The sequence below is a fragment of the Aeromonas diversa CDC 2478-85 genome, assembly GCF_000819805.1.
In the GTDB taxonomy this organism is placed as follows: Bacteria; Pseudomonadota; Gammaproteobacteria; order Enterobacterales; family Aeromonadaceae; genus Aeromonas; species Aeromonas diversa.
The window spans coordinates 451,076-471,310 of sequence record NZ_CDCE01000029.1 but is presented as its reverse complement, the minus strand read 5'-3'; the positions used below and the strand labels follow the sequence as shown (position 1 = coordinate 471,310).

The 20,235-nt window shown below is 46.2% G+C and carries 9 protein-coding genes; 4 read left to right on the top strand and 5 right to left on the bottom strand.

The genetic code is table 11. The features are described from left to right. The first annotated feature begins 28 nt into the window (after nt 1-28). Nucleotides 29-766, top strand: a complete 738-nt coding sequence (locus BN1121_RS19475; protein WP_005356625.1) for a 4'-phosphopantetheinyl transferase family protein — start codon at nt 29-31, stop codon at nt 764-766. Between the two features lie 69 nt (nt 767-835). Here BN1121_RS19475 and BN1121_RS11640 read toward each other — a convergent pair whose 3' ends face one another. From BN1121_RS11640 to BN1121_RS19460, 5 genes are all read right to left on the bottom strand, one after another. Next, the gene (locus tag BN1121_RS11640; protein ID WP_005356627.1) at nt 836-1,927 is read right to left on the bottom strand and encodes an SGNH/GDSL hydrolase family protein; all 1,092 of its coding nucleotides are present in this window, start codon (nt 1,925-1,927) and stop codon (nt 836-838) included. A 162-nt stretch (nt 1,928-2,089) separates the two neighbouring features. Beyond that, nucleotides 2,090-3,226: a glycosyltransferase family 4 protein gene (locus BN1121_RS11635; protein ID WP_043597817.1), complete on the bottom strand. Its 1,137-nt coding sequence runs from the start codon at nt 3,224-3,226 to the stop codon at nt 2,090-2,092. Between the two features lie 5 nt (nt 3,227-3,231). Then, a complete protein-coding gene (locus BN1121_RS19470; RefSeq protein WP_082038240.1) occupies nt 3,232-9,075 on the bottom strand; it encodes a non-ribosomal peptide synthetase in 5,844 nt (1,947 codons plus the stop codon). Next, the gene (locus BN1121_RS19465; RefSeq protein ID WP_005356634.1) at nt 9,072-12,194 is read right to left on the bottom strand and encodes a type I polyketide synthase; all 3,123 of its coding nucleotides are present in this window, start codon (nt 12,192-12,194) and stop codon (nt 9,072-9,074) included. The genes BN1121_RS19470 and BN1121_RS19465 overlap by 4 nt, the downstream gene beginning before the upstream one ends. 1 nt (nt 12,195) lies before the next feature. Then, nucleotides 12,196-15,405, bottom strand: coding sequence for an AMP-binding protein (locus BN1121_RS19460; protein ID WP_082038239.1), 3,210 nt, complete (start codon nt 15,403-15,405; stop codon nt 12,196-12,198). Between the two features lie 365 nt (nt 15,406-15,770). Between BN1121_RS19460 and BN1121_RS11625 the strand changes: the two genes are divergently transcribed. The 3 genes from BN1121_RS11625 (at nt 15,771) to hdfR (ending at nt 20,211) form a co-directional block, all read left to right on the top strand. Further along, nucleotides 15,771-18,368 carry a beta-N-acetylhexosaminidase gene (locus tag BN1121_RS11625; protein WP_005356848.1) on the top strand — a complete coding sequence of 866 codons (2,598 nt, stop codon included), beginning with the start codon at nt 15,771-15,773 and terminating at the stop codon, nt 18,366-18,368. Nucleotides 18,369-18,973: 605 nt separating this feature from the next. After that, entirely contained in the window at nt 18,974-19,339 is a 366-nt protein-coding gene (locus BN1121_RS11620; RefSeq protein WP_005356844.1) for a MaoP family protein, read from the top strand. Next, the gene (hdfR, locus tag BN1121_RS11615) at nt 19,339-20,211 is read left to right on the top strand and encodes an HTH-type transcriptional regulator HdfR (protein ID WP_005356842.1); all 873 of its coding nucleotides are present in this window, start codon (nt 19,339-19,341) and stop codon (nt 20,209-20,211) included. The genes BN1121_RS11620 and hdfR overlap by 1 nt, the downstream gene beginning before the upstream one ends. Nucleotides 20,212-20,235: the final 24 nt, after the last annotated feature.

Here is a 20,235-nt window from a genome sequence, read left to right as displayed (position 1 = left end):
TATAGACATATCACAACTGAGGTATAGAGTGATTCAATGGCACGAGTTATTTCTACAAGAGGAGGCCTTCATAAAAAGTATCTATATAAACAGGCCTTCGCCAACAGAACATGTCCAGTGGGTTTTTTGTAAGTTCGACGCCAAACAATTTCATGAGTCATTGTTCCTTGATAACAATATCCCTTTAAAAAAAGACATCATGAATTCTGTTGCGCAAAGAAAGAGCGAATATTTGGCCGGCCGCATCGCCTCTCGCCTGGCCCAGTACTTACTGGGATTATCTCCAGAACCTGTTGGTACAGGCCGGCACCGGAATCCGATGTGGCCATCGCATACCCTAGGCTCAATTACACATGCAAATAGCTATGCCATTGTCGCCATGGCTCGCGCTCAATACGTTCACAGGATTGGCATAGATTATGAGCCATGGATTGACGTCAGCACCATAAAAAGCGTGATTGATATCATCATGTGTGACAGAGAAAAAACAAAAATTGAGAATGATTCACGGACCCCAAGAAAAGATATTACCATCATTTTTTCAGCAAAAGAGAGCCTGTTTAAAGCTCTCTATGATGAATGTGGCGAATACAAAGATTTCCATGCGGCCGAGACTGTCAACATCGATCATCAGAGCTCAAGAGTACGATTACGACTGACAGAGTCATGGAGCAATGAGTTAAGGGCCGGAACAATCTTTGATTTAGAATATATAACGCATCATGAGGGTGTCATTACATATCTTATCAACACCAAGAAACCGTAGAAAACACCGATTATCTCGGTGTCTTCCATTTTTGCCCGTTCTACGTCATTTAAGATGAATAACGTCTGGTCAATCGTTTAGCAATGACATCTCGGAAATAAATGAAGCCAGGATGGTCGAAATCCTTTTGTGCTCAACTTCAGTGGGATGCCACAAGCAGCCATCAAATTTAATGTCGATTTTTTTGATATAAATGCTGCGCTCCCCCATTCGCAACAACTCTTCATTTACTGCATTGATACCACGTTCAAAAGGATCGTCTTTATCTAATTCCAAACCGACCAGAACGATTGGAACATCACCGTATCGCTGTCGGAGCTGGATAATGAACTGTACATAGGCATCAGTCCAACTGTGTCGGAAATCCTCAACGTTGGCCCAAGGCTCATCGGGTTTTAAATCGGTATTGAAATCATTGAGTCCCAATTCAATAACCAACAGAGCAGGATGACGGTCCTCATAAGCGGATGAGTCATTCAGCACTGCCCCTGCCTTATTAAAGTAATAAGGTAAATTGTGATAGCGTTGCTCTCCAGCATAGTTTCTTATCACACCTAATCCAGAGTATGAAACCTGACTATGACTAGCATTTAACAGCTTAGCGGTCATAGTGGGGAACGCGACTCTGGCATTTGATGTTTTAAACGTTTCATCGCTACTGCACTGCTGATGATGTGATTCACTGCCCAGTCCTGCACTGAGCGAATCACCGAAAAAAATAATGTGTTTTTGAGGTGTGCGATGTCCCAACACATCCCCATTAACCTCTAGCCCATCAAACAATACCATCTCGTCATACGTCTCATTTCTTTTAACCAGTTCAACAACCACATCTTGCTGGCTATCAAATTTGACCAATGAGTATTTTTTGAGTGTAGAGTCTGTATTTATGATGCTGACAACACGTCCATTAACGAGCACATCAAATCGCCCCCCTCTACCATTCATTATAATGGAAGCATCCATGCCTTTAAATCTAAAGGATAGGGCGACACCTGGCCAGTTGAAATACACATCACTGTTTGTCCAATCCTTAACTACTCGCCCACTGAAAGATAACCGATAGTCCGTTGCCTCTATGTTCACATCTTTAGCCGCACTAAACGGAGCCCACAAGATGAGTAACGCTATTGACATTAACTGTATTATGCGTCCCAACATTTACATCCCCCTTATATAAAAACAACATACCCAACTCACCATGACACAAGATCACTAACGATAATTTACCCCTCTAATAGTCAACCCCTCTATCAATATCCACAGCCTTCGTTAGCATATTGATACGCCAGCAGGGTGATCATCCATGACACTATAACCCTATTAATTTTTTAGCGACGAAATAGCTATTTCAATGTTATCAACCGCCATGGACCAGCTGGTTACCGACCGACGGGAAACTTCCCCCATCTTGATACGCTCTTCTTTGTGATAATAAAAATATTTAATCCCATTCAATAGAGAGTCCATATCTGCTACATCAAAATTGATCCCACTCGAGAGGTGCTCATACTGCTCGGCATTTCCCCCCCGATGTGACGTCATCACAGGAAGCCCACATGCCATTGCCTCTGACACTGTGATCCCAAAAGCTTCAAAGTCGCACCCTGTGATGAAAAGATCATTTCTCTGCAGCTCCATAGCGACTATCTCGCTAGGTCTCTCACCCAAGAACCTAATGCATCCAGACGTCGATAGAGTCTCTAAGGTTTCCAGCATTGGACCACTTCCAACGAAGGTCCATTCAATATTCAATCCCTGCTCACGTAAAATTTCTGCGGCTTCAATAAACAAATGCAGGTTCTTCTCCCGTGATAATCGACCCACATAAATAACCTTCATTACATTGTTAACCTCATGGCATCGCGGTGGTTTAAACATCTCAGTATCGACACCAAGGAATGAGACGACAGTGGAATTTATATTGCGAAGGTAATTGTCTTTTAGGAAAAATGACGGTGAGAATACCGCATCATATTGACCATAAATAGTGTCAACTTTATTATTTATTGCCGCTGCATCCTCGCTCATACCATAGTTTTCGCAGAGTGCAGCTAGATCGACATGACAGAGAGCAATCGTCAAACACTGTTCAGGAACAGTCTCGATAATATCGCTCAAACAGAACCCCGCATCCATATATAATGGCATGGGTTCATCGACTAACAGAACATCTGGCTGGAATGACGCGATCTCGTCGGCAAGAATCCGCGTACAACGATGATCGGGAAATGGTGATGTCATTGGGTTACAATGGACCGCCAAAGGCATATCAATGATTCTTATACCTAGATTCTTTAGGCTTATAACTGCCGGCTGCTCGCTTAATGTCGGATATCCAGGTACTAACAGACTGACGGTGTTACCACGAATGGCCAATTCTTTACAACGATAAAAAACTGACTGACTAATACCATTAACCTCGGGATAAAAAAAGAAACTGAAAATCAGATATTTCATGCTATCTACCTCTTGTCATAATTCGAAAACATAAATGGAAGTAGATAATCTATTACCTTTGCCGTTTCGCTCACATATGGCTCGAGCAACATTGTGTCGTGACCAGCATCAATCGAACATGTAAGCAAGGGAGACTCACATACGGGCTGCCAGTACATTTTTGGCGATGGCCCAAAGCGCGGTTCGATCAAGGCAACCTTATCCATCATTCCACTCGAAACGGGGATCTGATAACTCCGTTGATTGCTATATCGGGCAAACATAGTCTTTAGTTGTTCTGCATTAAATATCGGCTTTTTATTTTGATCACATAGCAGATTGATCGCCGAATCAAAATCAATAAGCGCATTGATATCTTTCGAAATGTCGAGTGAGATGTTATTGCCAAGGCTGTTGGCGACTGTCATCATAAAATGGTCCTTCATGCTCATAAAAGACGGGATGACTCTCTCAGTAGGCCAACTATCGAGTAAGATAACAGGAGGTCGAATTTTACCTTTGTTTTTTAATGCCTCAGAAACTCTGGCTGCAATTCCCCCTCCCATGGAGTGGCATAGCAAGACTGATTTAGAGAGATCGAACTCATCTAACGCGGACAGATATGCCTCTATAGGGAAGGCATCACTATCCAGGATGGCATTGAATCCTATCACCATGGCATCACAAGAAAGATGTCCTATTAGATGACTGAAGCACTCGCTCTGACCCAGAACACCAGGGATACAAATTATATTTAAATTCGAATCACCGCTTTTTAGCAAAACCTTTTCTAAGACTCGATTTTTCATACCGAATAAATTATGTTTCTCAAACACACTCTCCATGGGTTTAAATTTAAAGTCATACAGTGATTGTTGTAAAATTGCGGTGTAGCGTGCGGCCACATTCTCAATGACTGAATCATCATGCACTGCCCCATCTAAAGACCAGAAGATGTACGGATCCTCATCAATATATTTAAATGTCATTATGAATGACTGCGAGGAGCGCTTATTTATATCTCTAGCATTGTCGTTTGACTCAGAAAACACAACCTGAGAACGATGGCCGATTGAACCTATACATATTCTATTATTTTCACGTCCAATAATTTTTTTTACATCATCAATGACAGCATTGAACTCCATACCCGGATGCATAGCATGCTCGGATTTGATCGTAACAAGCTCATCAGCCAGTAGTTCCACCTTCAGAGAAACGGTATCAACCGCTTTAACTTGCGAAACTGTTAACATATAGCATGCATATAACCATTCTAGTAATGAGACATTCCTACCCATACATTTGATTTTTAATTGAAGATGGATGCGAGGTGCTAAACGATGATGATACTCATGACCTTTTATCGCTATCATCTGTGCGGGATTAACACTGCATGGATCAACGCCAAGGTACTTTAATTGGCCATCAGGAACCGCACATGCCGATTCACATTCAATTGAATATTTATCGACAGCTTCGGTGCTGTACAGCATCGCCTTCAAATAAGAGACAAATAGATTACCATTCCTTTCCATGTCAGGCTTATCAAACATGGATTTTCGATAGCTCCATGTGATCATCATGCCGCCATCACCTGTGGTTTCTATCGAGATATAATGATCGACCTCTTGCTCCTTTGATGGGATAGGAATACGACTAACATTGATGCCAGGCAATATTAGTGGCTGCCCTTCGAAATTCTGCATAACCATCATCATCTGATACACTGGGTATCGACCATGCTCGAAATCCTTCACATTATAATTATTTAATGCGGTGACATCCAAAGGGAGATGGTCGAGGCACTCGATAAACTCTCGCTGATGTTTATGGAGATAATCTGAAAGCGTTTTATCTGGATCATAGTCACAGACTAAAAGCGCTGAGCTTAAGCATAGACCAATGATATTCTCGTCATCAGGCATAGGCCGATGAGCAACGACTGTCCCTAATACTACTTTTTCAAGCTTACATTGCTGAGCCAGAAATATGCACATTGCACTATACAATGTGACAAAGAGCGTTACCTTATGCTCAAAACTGATGGCCCTGAGTTGCAAACCAAGTGATGGGGGAATGACTAACTCTATACTATTAACTTCTCGACATGTATCATTCTTCACCTTCTCACCCGGTAAAGATAGCCATCGATGTCTCTGTCCAACTCGACGATTCCAATAAAGAAGGTTTCTGTCTTCATTGCAAGACTGGTTCTTTGCATAATCGAAGAAGCTCGTATGCAGTACGGGCGCCTTAAAACTAACGCCTTCAGTAGAGTAACCACAGTAAAACAATGCCAGCTCACGAGTCAGGTTTTGTAGGCTCCAACCATCAATAATAATATGGTGAGCCCTGATGAGAAGCGTATGCTTCAAAGCTGAATGTTGAAAGAGAGTAAATTTTATTAATGGCCCATTACTGATATCGAAATCATCCCTAATGGCACTCTCTAGAAAATCAGACCATTCCACATCTAAGGAAGATACTTGGTTTATTAATACGCTGTTAGTACTGTCTAATCTCATCCATAGTTTATTCCCATCAGAACAGAACGTACTATGAAGTGATTGGTGACGCTTTACTATGTTTTGTATTGCAAACAGCAAAGCCTCTTTGTTCAGAACACCATCAAGTAACAGCTGCTCCTGAATATGAAATGCAGGTGACTTTACATGTTTATCAAATCGCCAAAACTCTCGCTGTGATGGCGTGGCTATTATCCTAGAGTGTTGGTCGATGACCTTTTCTGTCGAGCGTCTATCACGACTATCTTCGTCTGTAAGCTGCGTTGCCAGTTGAATAACCGTTGGATATTCATAAACAGTAGAAAGTGGAACCCTTTTTCCCAAATCACTTCTTATTCTAGCCACTAATCTTGATGCGGATAATGAGTGGCCACCATATGCAAAAAAATTACTATTAGGCCCTACCGTTTTTGTTAAAACTTCATTGAAGAAACCGAGCAATTTCGTCTGTAGCTCGTTAAGCTCTGTGCTATTGGCACTTGTTGATTCTAATTCATTATTTGCAATTTCTGTCAATGCCTTATAATCAACCTTATTGTTGGGTGTTCGTGGTAACGAAGTCAAAATAATGATTGAGTTTGGGAGCATGCTCTTGGGCAAGCAAGATAACATATGATTATAAACTTCATCATGTGTCACCTCATTTTTATTCTCTGTAACAATTGTAGCTAGCAGACGAGGCTCATTACCACTAGACGACATCCAACATACCGCATCCAGCACCCCTCTACACTGACACAATACATTAACTATTTCATCCGTCTCAACTCTCACACCGTTTATCTTTATTTGGCTATCAGTTCTACCTATATATAAAAGCTCCCCTGCCTCATTCCATTTAACAAGATCTCCAGTACGATAGACTCTATTCTCAACAATAGAACTTCCAAATTTTTTTAAAAAAAACTTTCTCGTTAACTCTTCACGATTTAAATAGCCATTGGCAATCCCATCCCCCCCCAATACGAGCTCACCTTCGAAACCAATGGGAAGTAGTGACATATGCTGATCGACGACATAGCAAGAAGTGTTATAAAATGCCTGACCAATATTGTTTGGCGTGTTTAACTCACTACATAAATGCATATGTGTAGCGATAGTGAACTCACTCGGTCCATACCCATTATATAACTTGGTAGCATTCTGCCATGTTTTTTTCACCGCCGGTGTCATTGCCTCACCAATACTGATCACCACCCTCACGCTGGATAAACTGTTTGGCGAGAGTAGAGAGATAACACTAGGGGGCAGATGAAGATGAGTAACCCGTTGTCGTTGCACGACCTCTGTTACATGATTAATATCTCGAGAATGTTCAGGATCTAGCAAGACTAGCGTGGCTTGGTTTACAAATGCCATCAACCATTCAGCTGTGCATGCGTCGAATGCGGGAGATGAAAACTGAAGAAGTCTATCACCATGAGAGATAGAAAGTGACTTGTTAAAATTAAATGCCGTATTTCTCAATCCTCGATGTGACAGTATGCTGGCCTTGGGTTTACCTGTTGAACCTGAGCTGTAGTTTATATAAGCCACATGATCATTATTGAGTACCGGCAATGAACTACCATCAGTCACTCCATTTAACAATGTTTCCATTTCCAAACACTGACATTTTAGGTTTGACTGAGGCCTTATAGCGTCAGCTATAATGTATGAAACATTACTATCATCAATCATGAACTCTGTACGCGATGAAGGATAGTCTGGATCTAATGCCAAATATGCCGCACCGGATTTCAAAACACCCAACATACTGATAAACAGATTTATAGAGCGTGGCATATACAACGCAATAATATCGCCATCTCTTATCCCTAGCGTATTCAAACTGTTTGCTACACTGTTTGTGTGCTGCTCCAGCTCTTGATAACTAACATAGCACCCATCCGATGCAAAAATAGCAGGGCTTGTACCTATCGCCTGTGCATTATTTCTAATCCAATCAACAACGGTTCCATCCGGAATGTCCATTTTCCTGTTATTATATACAGCCATGGCCTTGAGGTCTTCATCATCAATAAGTGGCAGAACACCCAAGGGCATATCGGGAGATAATAGTGCGGCTCGAGTTATATTAGTTAATGCTTTATCAATGCCAGCTATGGTCTCTTTTTTATAAAGGCTGGTTGCATATCTCCAAATAAATTTGGCACCATCAACTTCAGGTTGACACTCGAGAGTCAGTTCCGCTTTAATGTCTCTTGGTGAAAGATCAGCACAAATACTAATATCATCGCCATTTAGTTTTGGCATCTCCGTACTAATATTTTGCAACACCAAAAAGACTTGACTCAGAGGAGATATTCCAGCCCTTGTTTCTGTGCCAGACAATTCTAATATCTTGTCGTAACCAAGCTGCTGATGTGAGAGCGCCGTCATCGATATTGAACGTTGCTTTTTTATTGCTGATAAAAAAGTCTCTTCTGGCGAATATTCAATATGAAACGGTAGTGTGTTTGCAAGAAAACCAATCACTGAGTGGCTATCCGTAGCGATTCTATTTGCGCACGGTGAACTAATTACAATACTGGCTCGTCTATACAATCTACAGAGACATGAACTAAATAAGACCTGGAGTGCGACGAACTCACTACAATTATTTTTTCTTGCCAAAGAAGATAATAAAGACCACTCCTCTTCCCCCAAGCGGCTAACCATTACCCCACCCTTTCTATCCATTCGATCATAACAGTGTAGATCGGGTGTAGGTAAAGAAAATGCCGGAGCATGCTCGAGATGCTTTCGCCAGAATGCTTCTCTGGCCACATTACCATGCTGTTGTCTTACTAATTCATCAGAATAATAGCGACTAAATATCGGTGCTGGCTCAATCAATCGACCCGATGACATTAGTTCTGACCATTCACGCAGTAAGACCATGAATGACCAACCATCGATGGCGACATGATGAACAACAATCGCAATATAATAATGATCAGGCTTCAATATGAGCCCTACTCGCAGCGGCAGTCTCTCCAAAAAAACCAGATCCTTGGATATCCATTCATTCAAGACTGATGATATATCTTCTGTTTGTTCCAGCTGAACTTGTAACCACTCTAGTTCCGTACCGCTTGCATCCCAGGGAACTAGTTCCTCATCAAAAAATATAAAGTTCGTTGACAAACTCTGATGGCGAGTGACCAATTCACCAAGTGATGATTGAAGACGAGCAACATCGGGGATGCCATTTCCTTTTAGAAGCAGTAACTCATGATAGCTACGGTTGCTCAATTGCTGGGCTTGCTGCTCTAAGATTCTTGCTTGGCTCGCTGTAGGCAGAACATCAACGTTGGCAAAAGAATCACTATAAGCTCTTTTTAATCCAATAGAATTCATAACGTTTCACTTTTCTCATACTTTGATGCATTGACCACACCGGATTTTAAGTAATCGAGCAGTGTGCTGAAAACTGGGTAGTCATATATATGCTCCAGCCCGACATTTAGGTTAAGCTTTTCTGCCAGCAATGCCGACAAAGAGAGAGCACTTAACGATGACCCACCTGACATCCAGAAGTTGCTACTCGACTCTGGTCTTTGACCAATCGTTCTAAACCAACAGTCTTGCAGTATTGATAAAACATCAAGAGGTTCAATATCCTTTTGATGATTCTCTTTTAGGTGACTGACAAGCTCATCAAATTTTGAAAATTCATACAGAGTGTCTGATGAAATTTCTTTTCCTTTAATAGCTGACATCTCTGAAATTAATGTTAATGCCGTAAGCGATGTGCCACCCGCTTGCCAAAAATCGCTTTCTGATGTGGGCAAGGATCCCAATATGCTGGACCAACAATTAGCGAGTCGCTCCACTGGATCATGTCGTACATTTTCCTTTTTCACCGAGGGCACGGGATTTAATGGTAGATGAGTTGCCTGGTTAAAGGCCCTACGGGGCGTTGGATAAGTAACTGAGATGGTCGGCTGTGGAAAACTGACACCGAGACACATCATCTCGGCCATCGCCAGTTGAAAAACACCATCATCTGAGATCGATTCCTGTCTGCCCTTTATGGTTCTACAGGTTGCGTGTCGTTGAGGATTCCAACCACTCATGGCATGACAAAATCCAAGAAGGCCAGCACCAGGCCCGACTTCGACAAAGATAGTGGGCCCTGGTAATGCAAGTAGTTTTTCCAGTCCCTTGGCGAAGTTGACGGGCTGACATATCTGATTGCTTAAATAATCAGGAGTCACTGTAGCATCACTAAGCCAATGTCCATCCACGCTACTGACTACGGGAATCGCCGGATGACAAACAGCACATGATTGATGAAGAATTTCATTTTTGAACTCATCAGCCACTGGTCGCAACAATGGTGTGTGGAAAGGATGTCGGTTGTTCAACCTGTGAAAAGAAATGCCACCTTTTTTACACAACTCTGATAACACCGCGATCGCCGAGGCAGTACCGGCCTGGACATGGTGACGGTCGCTGTTATATGCGGCTGTCCAGACCTCGGCCTGATCATTAGAATGGAATAATGGTGGCATGGCATTGAATGCTAACATGGCTCCATCGGGGGATTCAGCCATCAGTCTTCCCCGATGAAAAACCAGTGCGATAGCATCATCCAAGGTCAGCACTCCTGCGATGCATAGCGCGACCCACTCACCAAGTGAATGCCCTAACAACGCATCGGGACGGATACCAGACTCGACTAAGGTATGGGCCATTGCGTACTCGACACTGAATAATAGTGGTTGTACTTCCGCGGTGTTATCCAGCACACCTAGACTGGTATCCCATAGCAATCTATGGGGTTCAATAATACCAAGCCCACGTAATTTATAAAAACAACGGTCGAGATGACGTCGAAACGTTGAATTATATTCATACAGCTCTGATGTTATTCCTCTATACTGACTTCCTTGCCCTGTAAACAAAAATACTATGCGTGGTTTTTCGTCAAATGGCTTTTTATAACACCGACCGATCACCTCACCACTTGTTGTATCTGCCACCAGAGCAGTACGCGTGTTTTTTTCAGATAAAAAAGGATTAGCTATCTGATTATACAACCGAGCATGCATGTTTTTCGCAAGCACCGAACTCATGTTACGATGAATAGAGCCCCTTATAGCATCCTCAATCAATTCCTGTGTTTCCGATAGCGTACTTTCTCTCAATACCTCACTCGCAAACACTTCCACTCTGGCATTGTCAGTCCCTGCATCCAGGGGTTGGTGATAGCTGGTGAGAATGATATGTGCATTTGTTCCACCTATACCAAAAGAGCTAACACCAGCCGCTAATATTTTATTTTCTGGCAGCTCTATTCCCTTTCTAGGAATGATGATTTTTTTGGCGTATTGCTGTAGTGAATCGGATAGTTTATCAAAAGCCGGATGTGGCGGAAGGTATCTATTATGTAGTGAGAAAATAGCTTTGATCAAACCCGCCATGCCAGCAGCAGCATCGAGATGACCAATATTCGCTTTTACCGCACCAATAGGAAGTGGTCGCTCTCGCTCATATACACTGAGAAGAGCTTGCATTTCAATCGGGTCACCGAGACGAGTACCGGTGCCATGTGTTTCAACAAAGTCAATCTCATCCGCACTTAACTGGGATGACAACAATGCACGACTCAACGCCATGACTTGTCCATCTAATCCCGGAGCTGTGTATCCTGCCTTTTCTCGCCCATCGTTATTAATGGCACTACCATTAATTACTGCATATATATGATCATGATCTGACAACGCATCTTCCAATCGTTTTAGAACAACAAAACCAGCACCCTCACCCCACACAGTCCCCTGAGCCGATTGGTCAAATGGCCGACAAAAGCCATCGGGTGATAAGATCATTCCAGGTTGATGAACATAGCCTCTTCTGTCTGGCACTACATAAGCAGCACCAGCTACCGCCATATTACAGTCACCGGAGAGTAGAGCGTTGACGGCCTGATGAACACAAACCAGTGAACTGGAGCATGCTGTATTGCTATAGATTGCAGGACCTTTCAAATTTAATGTGTATGCAACTCGTGTAGCAAAACATCCCGGTTCAAGTAGAGTATTCGCTTGATACACTGCGGTGAGATGGTCCGGCGTACTTTGCATTACTCTCTGATACCAATATGGATTATATGCCGCACTGACAAACAACCCCGTATCTTCTGAGTGTCGCGGTGAATAAGGTGGATACCCTGCGTGCTCTAGCGCCTGCCATACCTCACGGTGCATAAGCCGTAACTGGGGATCCATTATATTTGCTGACTGAGCATCATAACCAAAAAACTCCGGGTCAAAGTCATAGCGATTTTCAACGACACCACCTCTAATGATGTCACCATTCGCCCCCCCTTCAGCCTCCAATTCATCATGACTCAGTGAGCGGATACCAATAACGCCTTCACATAACTGGGACCACCATTGCTCCACATTTTTAGCCCCAGGGAAAACCCCAGAAACCCCTATTACAGCGCATTCAAGACCAGTAGCATTCATTTTATTTAACCTCCAATACCACTCGACGCTTGCCTAGCAAATTATTGCGAGTGTGATTTTTACTTCCGTCTTGTGTCCTGGCCTTAACCGGCAGCTTATCCTTGGTAAGGAACTGAGCTTGCGCCGTTATGCTAGGGCATATAAAAATAAATGTATCTGGAATTGAACTTGGAAAATTGCTGCGGATTTTATCCAATAGAATTTGAGCCTGCAGAGAGTTACCTCCACAATCAAGAAAATTAGCCGTTATGTTCACATCCCGTTTTAGTATGCTTTTCCACAGTGTATGTAGCCGCTCGACTACTTCTAGATCAACACTCTCCAACGAAGGGACATGGCTCTCGAGATCGATACAACCCCAAGGCTTCGCCAGAGTCAGATCAATCAACCTCGTCAACCTTGTGCGATCGGTTTTATCACTTCCATTAACTGGCCATGAATTACACATTTGTAAGAAATCTGGATACATATAGTCAGTGAGCTGTTCTTTGATCCAAGTCATAAACTGCACTTCTGATATATCACCTTGATATAGCAACACTATCTTTTTCTCTTCACCTTCATTACCCACTGCCAGTGCTGCAGCGACATGTTGCACCATGGGATGCATCGTACAACTGGATTCAATATCTCCTAACTCAATTCTAAACCCACGACGTTTTATTTGGTTGTCGGTTCGCCCAATGAATTTAAATTGACTGTTTGTATTAAGTTTTACTCGATCACCGGTCAGGTAAATACGTTTCCCCATAGAATGGTATGGAAACCTGGACGCGGTTAATTCAGTGGCACCACAATAACCATCTGACAAGCAGCAACCAGCCAAAGCGAGTTCACCCTCGACTCCCGGTGGAAGGATACGCAGTTCACTATCGAGAACATATGCTTCACAGTTTTGAAGAAGATTGCCTATCGGTTCAACAGCCTCCTCACCAGCCACAGGCTTAGCCATCACCCACACGGTTGCTTCCGTTGGACCATACATATTAAATACCAAGCCACACCGCTTACTAAGTGAGAGGGCTACATCTTGAGGCAACGGCTCCCCTCCAACCAAGGCCGTGATTTTATTTGGCGGTGTCCATCCGGCTTGCAATAATAGCTTCCAAGTTGTAGGCGTTCCTTGAACATGTGTTACGTTATACTTGGCTATCAGCGCTGCCAGAAGATGCCCTTGACGCTTAGTTATTTCATTAGCAATAACACAACTACCACCGGTATAAAGTGGACCAAGCAATTCAAGTACAGATATATCAAACGTAGGTGCCGTGGCTGCAATAACAATAGACTCCCTGCTTAGGGAAACCGTATTACAACAACCTTCAAGGAAGTTGTCTCTCGCTGCTGAGTTAATAAGTACACCCTTGGGTTCGCCAGTCGAACCGGATGTAAACAATACATAAGCGATATAATTGCCTTTCTCTATTCCAATCTTTTTTAAACTGACCAATTCAGGATTGATTGAACACAGATCTGAAGGCGTATATACATTTATTGATAACTCTGGAGCCAAGTCTAACTTACGATCAGACACCAGCATATTTGCATTAACTTTTTTCAGCAATGCACACAACCTGACCGGGGGAATGTTTTCTTGTATCGGCACATATGTTGCCCCAAGATAGTTAGCCGCCAGCAGGTTGACTATGAACTCGATACCTCTTGGCAATGCCAGAACGATGCTATCTCCGTTTTTAACGCCCAGCTGATTAAACACACCCACTCGCTCTAATACCAAACACCACAATTCATTATATGTATGGGAATCACCATCTTCAGTAATGATAGCCATTTTGGATGGGTTGGTTATTGAGTGATGATAAATATTGCTAATCAAGGAAGCGGATTTTGGTTTATAGTTATCATTGATCGTACGATAAAGTAATTTTTCATCATCTGTTAAAAGACAAACTTCTTTCAATGGTAGGTCTGGAGAGAGCAACATTTTTCTTATAATGCTGATCAATCTATCAACCCATACGACGCCATCCTTAAACGTAAAATAGCCAGGATTAAACTGACAATCTAATATCGGTGATTCCGCAGGATGATAATGACGAAGATAAATACATATCGGTGTCATTTCCGCATGGTGACACAGCGCTGATATCTGATTATCAACGACACTATTTTTTAAATCGAAATCTAAGGGCTCATAAGAAAACATGATGTCATATAATGGGCGATGAGCATCCCGGCCAGCCATGTTTTTCTTTATTTCACTTATCGGAAATCGTAAGTGTCTATAGTCTCGTTTAATACAACTCGATAGGTTCTGTATCGACTCAGACATCGACAAAGTTACATCAAGATCTATCACCAAGGGAGAAATCCCTGTCGTCAGCCCACAAAATGTGGTGACGCTATGAGATCTCCTATGTGTCGGCAATCCCATTGTCACTGACTTGTTCCCATATGCATGACAACAGAGTTCAATAGCCAATAACACAACATAGTGTGGCGAACAGCACAGGGTTTTGGCAAATTTCTCTATACCATGCCAGACATTGTCAGGCATCAACTCCTCTATTCTATAGGTCATATCCCCGTTGGCTTCGTCTAGCGGGGTTATAGACTTTCTGCCATCAGTCAAACGCTGCTGCCAATATAACCTGTCTTTCTCCCAACGATGACTTCCCATGTATTCCAAGTCATTGGATATTTCATCTAGGAAGTGCTCATAAAGGTTAGGAATATGATAGCCATCATTTGACAAGCTATGACAGTAATGATAAATGAAATCCGTGTAAAAACGTTGAAATCCGGCGCCATCGAATGCCAAATGATGAAATGAAAAATAAAGATGACATTCGGAGTCGTTCACCGGGGAGAAGATACAGCGTAATAATGGCGGTGTTGTCAAATCGAATGGTTTTCTCAACCACTCTATCCATTCATCTTTCTCTGGCCAACCGGGCCTTATATCAAAGATCGGTTGTAATAATTCGACTCTATGCTTATACGGATGACTATCATCCACGTTAAATCCAAAGCATAGTGTTTTATATGACCTGACGGTATTTACATAGGCCTTGACTAATAACGCCACGTCAACATTACCTGTCAATATACTTCTAAAACCCAAGTTATAAATAGGGCTTCCTTTATTCAAAAACTGATGTGTGAATATGTCTGACTCCACAAGAGTCAATGATATATTTTCCTTTATGTCATCACTCACGGCATCAAGCACTTTTTCCCCAATCATCATGAGGCCCTCATTGAATCCAGCCAATACATATACCCCCACTTTATTCTCAAGGCAAATTATGATTTTTACTAATGTGACTGGGGTTCAACATTGGCATGAGGAGTAGAACGTCCCCGATTGGGGCCTTTTTATTTCTGGGGCGGGATGAGGGACACCAAAAAAACACAACAAAAACAATTAATTAAACTTTACCGAGCTAGATACGGACTCACTTTCATCCCCACCCAAAAAAGAGACTCAAAAGGGATCGCCATCACAAAACATACAAAACGCTCCGTGCGGCACCCTTTTTCTGTATAAAAAACACCCTCGCGGCGCTACCCTTGATTCGCCAAGAAAATTAACAACCAAAAAGGACGGTAACAATGCGTGTAAGACGTTCTCTGGTCAGCATGGCGCTCGCCATGGCCCTGACCGCTCCGGCCGCCATGGCCATGACCCAATCCCAGTTGGACGGGATGGGTCAGGGAGTCGACCTCAAGTATCAAGTCATCGATAACACCCTGACGGATGGCAGCAGCTTCCGGGCGAGTATCACCCTGCGAAATAACACCGCCCAGCCTCTGCCAGCAACGGGCTGGAGCCTCTGGTTCAGCCATATTCGTGACGTGAGCAAGCTCTACACTGACCAATTCAAGGTCACCCATGTCAACGGCGACATCTTCAAACTGGAGCCAACGGCTCAATTCCGGGGGCTGCCCGCCGGTCAGTCGATCGAGATCGCCTTTGATGGTGGAAACTGGCAGGTTGCCAAGAGTGACGTGATGCCCAACTGGTACTTCGCCGCGCAAGATGCCAAGGGCAACTCCATCACTGCGCTGCTTGCCAGCACCAGTAATACCCATCACGGCGTGGTCCCGACGGCGCCCTCGGCCGAGCTGCCGTTTGTGGGTGATTTCAGCACGCCCAAACAGTGGAAACGCTATAACGGCCCGAGCAATATCGACCGCTGGAATCCATTCACGGCCGCCGAGCGCTATGCCCGTAACGCCGATCTGTCCGTACAGGCTCATCCGGTCGGCGTCGTGCCCACCCCCGCCGAGATGCAACTGGCCACCGGCAATGTCACCCTAGGTGCAGACTGGGTTGTCGTGTTTGATAACGGCTATGAGGAGCAGGCTCGTTGGTTGGCGGCCAACCTTGGTCTGCCAGCACAGAGTTGGTCACCCAACACCAGCAAAGTGATTCGCATGGGTTGGGGGCAGGTGCAGATAGACGGGCAGGCCAAGTGGGAAGAAGCCTATCGCCTCAAGGTTGACAGCAAGGGCCAAACCATCCAGATCACGGCCGCAGATGCCGCCGGCGCCCTCTATGCCGCCCAGTCGCTGCTGCAACTGGAGCAACAGCACGTCGTGCCTGCAGTGACCATCGCCGACGCCCCGCGCTTTGCCTATCGCGGCCTCTCTCTCGACGCTTCGCGTAACTTCCGCAGCAAACAGGCCGTGCTCGCCCTGCTCGACCAGATGGCCAGCGTCAAGCTTAACAAGCTGCATCTGCGTCTGGCCGATGACGAGGGTTGGCGTATCGCCATCGGTGCCTTGCCGGAACTGACCGACGTTGGTGCTCGTCGTTGCCACGATCCGGCCGAGCGCACCTGTATTCTGCCCTTCCTGGGTGCCGGTCCGAACGGTACCGCACAGTCTGACGGTTTCTACAGTGCCGACGATTACCGCGAGATCCTGAGTCACGCCAAGGCGCTCAATATCGAGGTTATCCCCGAGATCGACATGCCTGGCCACGCTCACGCCGCCATCAAGGCGATGGATGCGCGCAGTGCCCGTCTGAACGAAGCCGGTCAGCCGCAGCAGGCCGCCGAGTATCGTCTTTCCGATCCGGATGATCGTACCGACTACACCTCGGTGCAGATGTTCAAGGACAACGCCATGAACGTCTGTATGGAGTCTACCTACCGCTTCATCGACACCGTCGTGGGTGAGTTGGTGGCCCTGCATCAGGGTATCCAGCCGCTCAAGACCTTCCACTTCGGTGGGGATGAAGTCGCAGGCGCCTGGAAGCAGTCACCGGCCTGTCAGGCGTTCTTTGCCAACAACAGCCAAGGGATCAAGGATCCGTCCCAGCTCAGCCAGTATTTTGTCGAGCGAGTCTCCGGCATTACCTCTGCCCACGGCCTCAATATGGGAGGCTGGGAAGATGGCCTGATGCATGACAACAAGGTCTATCCGCGCAGCAACCTGGCCAACGCACTGGTCAGTGGCAATGCCTGGCAGAATATCTGGGAATGGGGTGTGGCCGATCGCGCCTACAAGCTGGCTAACGCCGGTTATGGCGTCATCTACAACCAGGCTACTCACCTCTACTTCGACCATCCCAACGAGCCGGATCCGGCCGAGCGTGGCTACTATTGGGCCCCACGCTTTACCGATACCCGCAAGACCTTCGGTTTCATGCCTGACGATCTGTTTGCCAACGCCGATTACACTCGTGCCGGCAAGCCGATCACCAAGGCTGAGGTGGTCGATGGCGCCACCGCCAAGACCCTGGAGCAACCGGCCAACGTGCTGGGGATGCAGGGTTCGCTCTGGGCCGAAACCGTGCGCACCGACAACCAGTTCGAAGAGATGCTCTTCCCACGGGTCTTTGCCCTGGCCGAGCGGGCCTGGCATAAGGCAGGCTGGGAGGCCAACGACAACGCTGGCAAGCCGGCTGACAATCAGGCGCGCAGCAGCGACTACAACCGCTTTGCCAACCTGCTGGGTCAGCGTGTATTGCCGAAGCTGGAGGCCCGCGGTGTTGACTTCTACCTGCCGGTGCCGGGCGCGATCATCGAAGGCGGCGTGCTCAAGGCCAACAGCCCGTTCCCGGGTCTGACCATCCAGTACTCCGTCGATGGCGGCGGTTGGCAGACTTACGACGCGGCTAATGCGCCGAGCGTCTCGGGCAAGGTAGCTGTACGCACCGCCTCGGGTCTGCGTGTAAGCCGCAGTACCATCGCGACTCAGTGATCTTGGGCATTGAATGCGCTGACTGATATAACGCTATCCAGATCAGCGTATTAAGAGTCCATGCACGAAGACATACCATTCCGAAACCAGTTAACCTGGTTTCGGAATTTTCATATGTCAGGCGTTTGACAGGTTTACCCCACGCAAGCCCAATTGGATCTTGGTATCAGACAGCAAACTAGACCCGATCCTCACAGCTATATATGTAGCCGCGCATGCCGTCCCACTTGCCCCCAGTCAGAAACCCTAACCTTGATGAGGGAGGACTCAGGTCACCTGAGGCTCGCGCCCAGTGACAAAGCTTCCTCTCAGCAAAGAACAGGAAGGCGATTGTGCTGCAAGAGAAGAGCGGGGCAGACCTGGCACAGAGAGAGCGGCAAGGTATTTTGCGAAGCGCCTAAATCCGCTTCCGATTAGAAAATGCTTGTAGAATCAGCAATAAGGGTCATTTATGGCCTTTTTGCATGGACGGGAGCCGATAAATCTGTAGCGACACCCATCAATAAAAAAATTTCATTAAGATGGACAGTAAATTGATTTTGCACTCTCTCCAAGCCTGATGATACTTGCCCGCGAAGGTAACCATAACCAGAAAAAGATCACTTATGAGCTTCGAATCTGATAAGCGTTTCAACGACTTCAAACATTTTCCCCGTGGCCTGCGCCGCAGCGGTGAGTTCACCGTTGCCGAGGCCGATGCACTGGAGAAGTATGGCACCGCCATGCTGGCCCTCTACCAGGGTACCCAGGAGCCCCGTGATGAGGTCGAGGCGGCCTTCCTCTCTCAGGTCAAGAGCGGTGAAGCCGGCGGCAATCCCCATGCCAAAGTCTGGTTCAAGTACCTCAAGGTAATTGGTCCCAAGCGTGTACATCGACTCTGCACCGTGGCCGGTGGCAGTGAAGAGAGCAGCGGCTTCGAGAGCAGCGGTGGCGGCGGCGGTGGTGGCGGCGGCGACGAGTCCCTCGACTAATGGACACCGAACTGCTTCGGACCTTTATCGAGGTGAGCAAGACCCGGCATTTCGGCCGGGCTGCTGAAAATCTCTATCTTACCCAGTCGGCGGTCAGCTTTCGCATCCGCCAACTGGAGCAGCAACTGGGCGTCAGCCTGTTTGCCCGCCATCGCAATAACATTCGCCTCACCGCATCGGGCGAACGTCTGCTCCCCTATGCTGATGCCATCTTGCACACCCTGGGACGGGCCAAGCAGGATGTGGCCCTCTCCCCGGGCTTTAGCCAGCAGCTTGCCATCGGTGCGCCTCCTGTCTTCTGGGAGCTCGATTTCAACGACTGGTTGCACCATATCTATGGCATGGCACCCGGTCTGGCCGTGCGAATCGAGACCGCCTCGCGGGAGCACCTCTGCCGCCAGCTGCTCGAGCGCTCCCTCGACATAGCGCTGCTCTCCGAGCCGACCAAGATCGACGAGATTGCCCTGCACCCCATCGGCGAGCTGGTGTTTGAGCTGGTCAGCCGTGACCCTGACGTAGGGGAAGACAGACTGGCCCAGATCCCCCATATCCACCTCGACTGGGGGAGCAACTTCGAGCCACAGCCGACCCGGCTACAGAGCCTGCAAAAAACACCGGTGCTGCACTCCAGCTCTGCCAACATGGCGCTCCATTTCTTGCTCGCCAACGGCGGTGCCGCCTACCTGCCCAGGCGCATGGTGAGCGACTATATCAGTCGCGGTCAGCTCCACTCCGTCAAGGAGAGCCAACCCCTCAGTCGGCCTCTCTATCTCGCCTACCTCGAGAAATCCGAGCGGCGCGAGCTTATCGACGAGCTGCTGACCCTGCCCCTCGGCTGGGAAGACGATGCATTGCTGCCGCATCCGGCTTGACTGAACACAACCCGAATTCAGCGC

What these genes read in the sequence shown, in the direction of transcription:
- BN1121_RS19460 (WP_082038239.1), bottom strand. Translation starts at nt 15,405, where the DNA reads ATGATGATTGGGGAAAAAGTGCTTGATGCCGTGAGTGATGACATAAAG.
- BN1121_RS19465 (WP_005356634.1), bottom strand. Translation starts at nt 12,194, where the DNA reads ATGAATGCTACTGGTCTTGAATGCGCTGTAATAGGGGTTTCTGGGGTT.
- BN1121_RS11620 (WP_005356844.1), top strand. Translation starts at nt 18,974, where the DNA reads ATGAGCTTCGAATCTGATAAGCGTTTCAACGACTTCAAACATTTTCCC.
- hdfR (WP_005356842.1), top strand. Translation starts at nt 19,339, where the DNA reads ATGGACACCGAACTGCTTCGGACCTTTATCGAGGTGAGCAAGACCCGG.
- BN1121_RS11625 (WP_005356848.1), top strand. Translation starts at nt 15,771, where the DNA reads ATGCGTGTAAGACGTTCTCTGGTCAGCATGGCGCTCGCCATGGCCCTG.
- BN1121_RS11635 (WP_043597817.1), bottom strand. Translation starts at nt 3,226, where the DNA reads ATGAAATATCTGATTTTCAGTTTCTTTTTTTATCCCGAGGTTAATGGT.
- BN1121_RS11640 (WP_005356627.1), bottom strand. Translation starts at nt 1,927, where the DNA reads ATGTTGGGACGCATAATACAGTTAATGTCAATAGCGTTACTCATCTTG.
- BN1121_RS19470 (WP_082038240.1), bottom strand. Translation starts at nt 9,075, where the DNA reads ATGAATTCTATTGGATTAAAAAGAGCTTATAGTGATTCTTTTGCCAAC.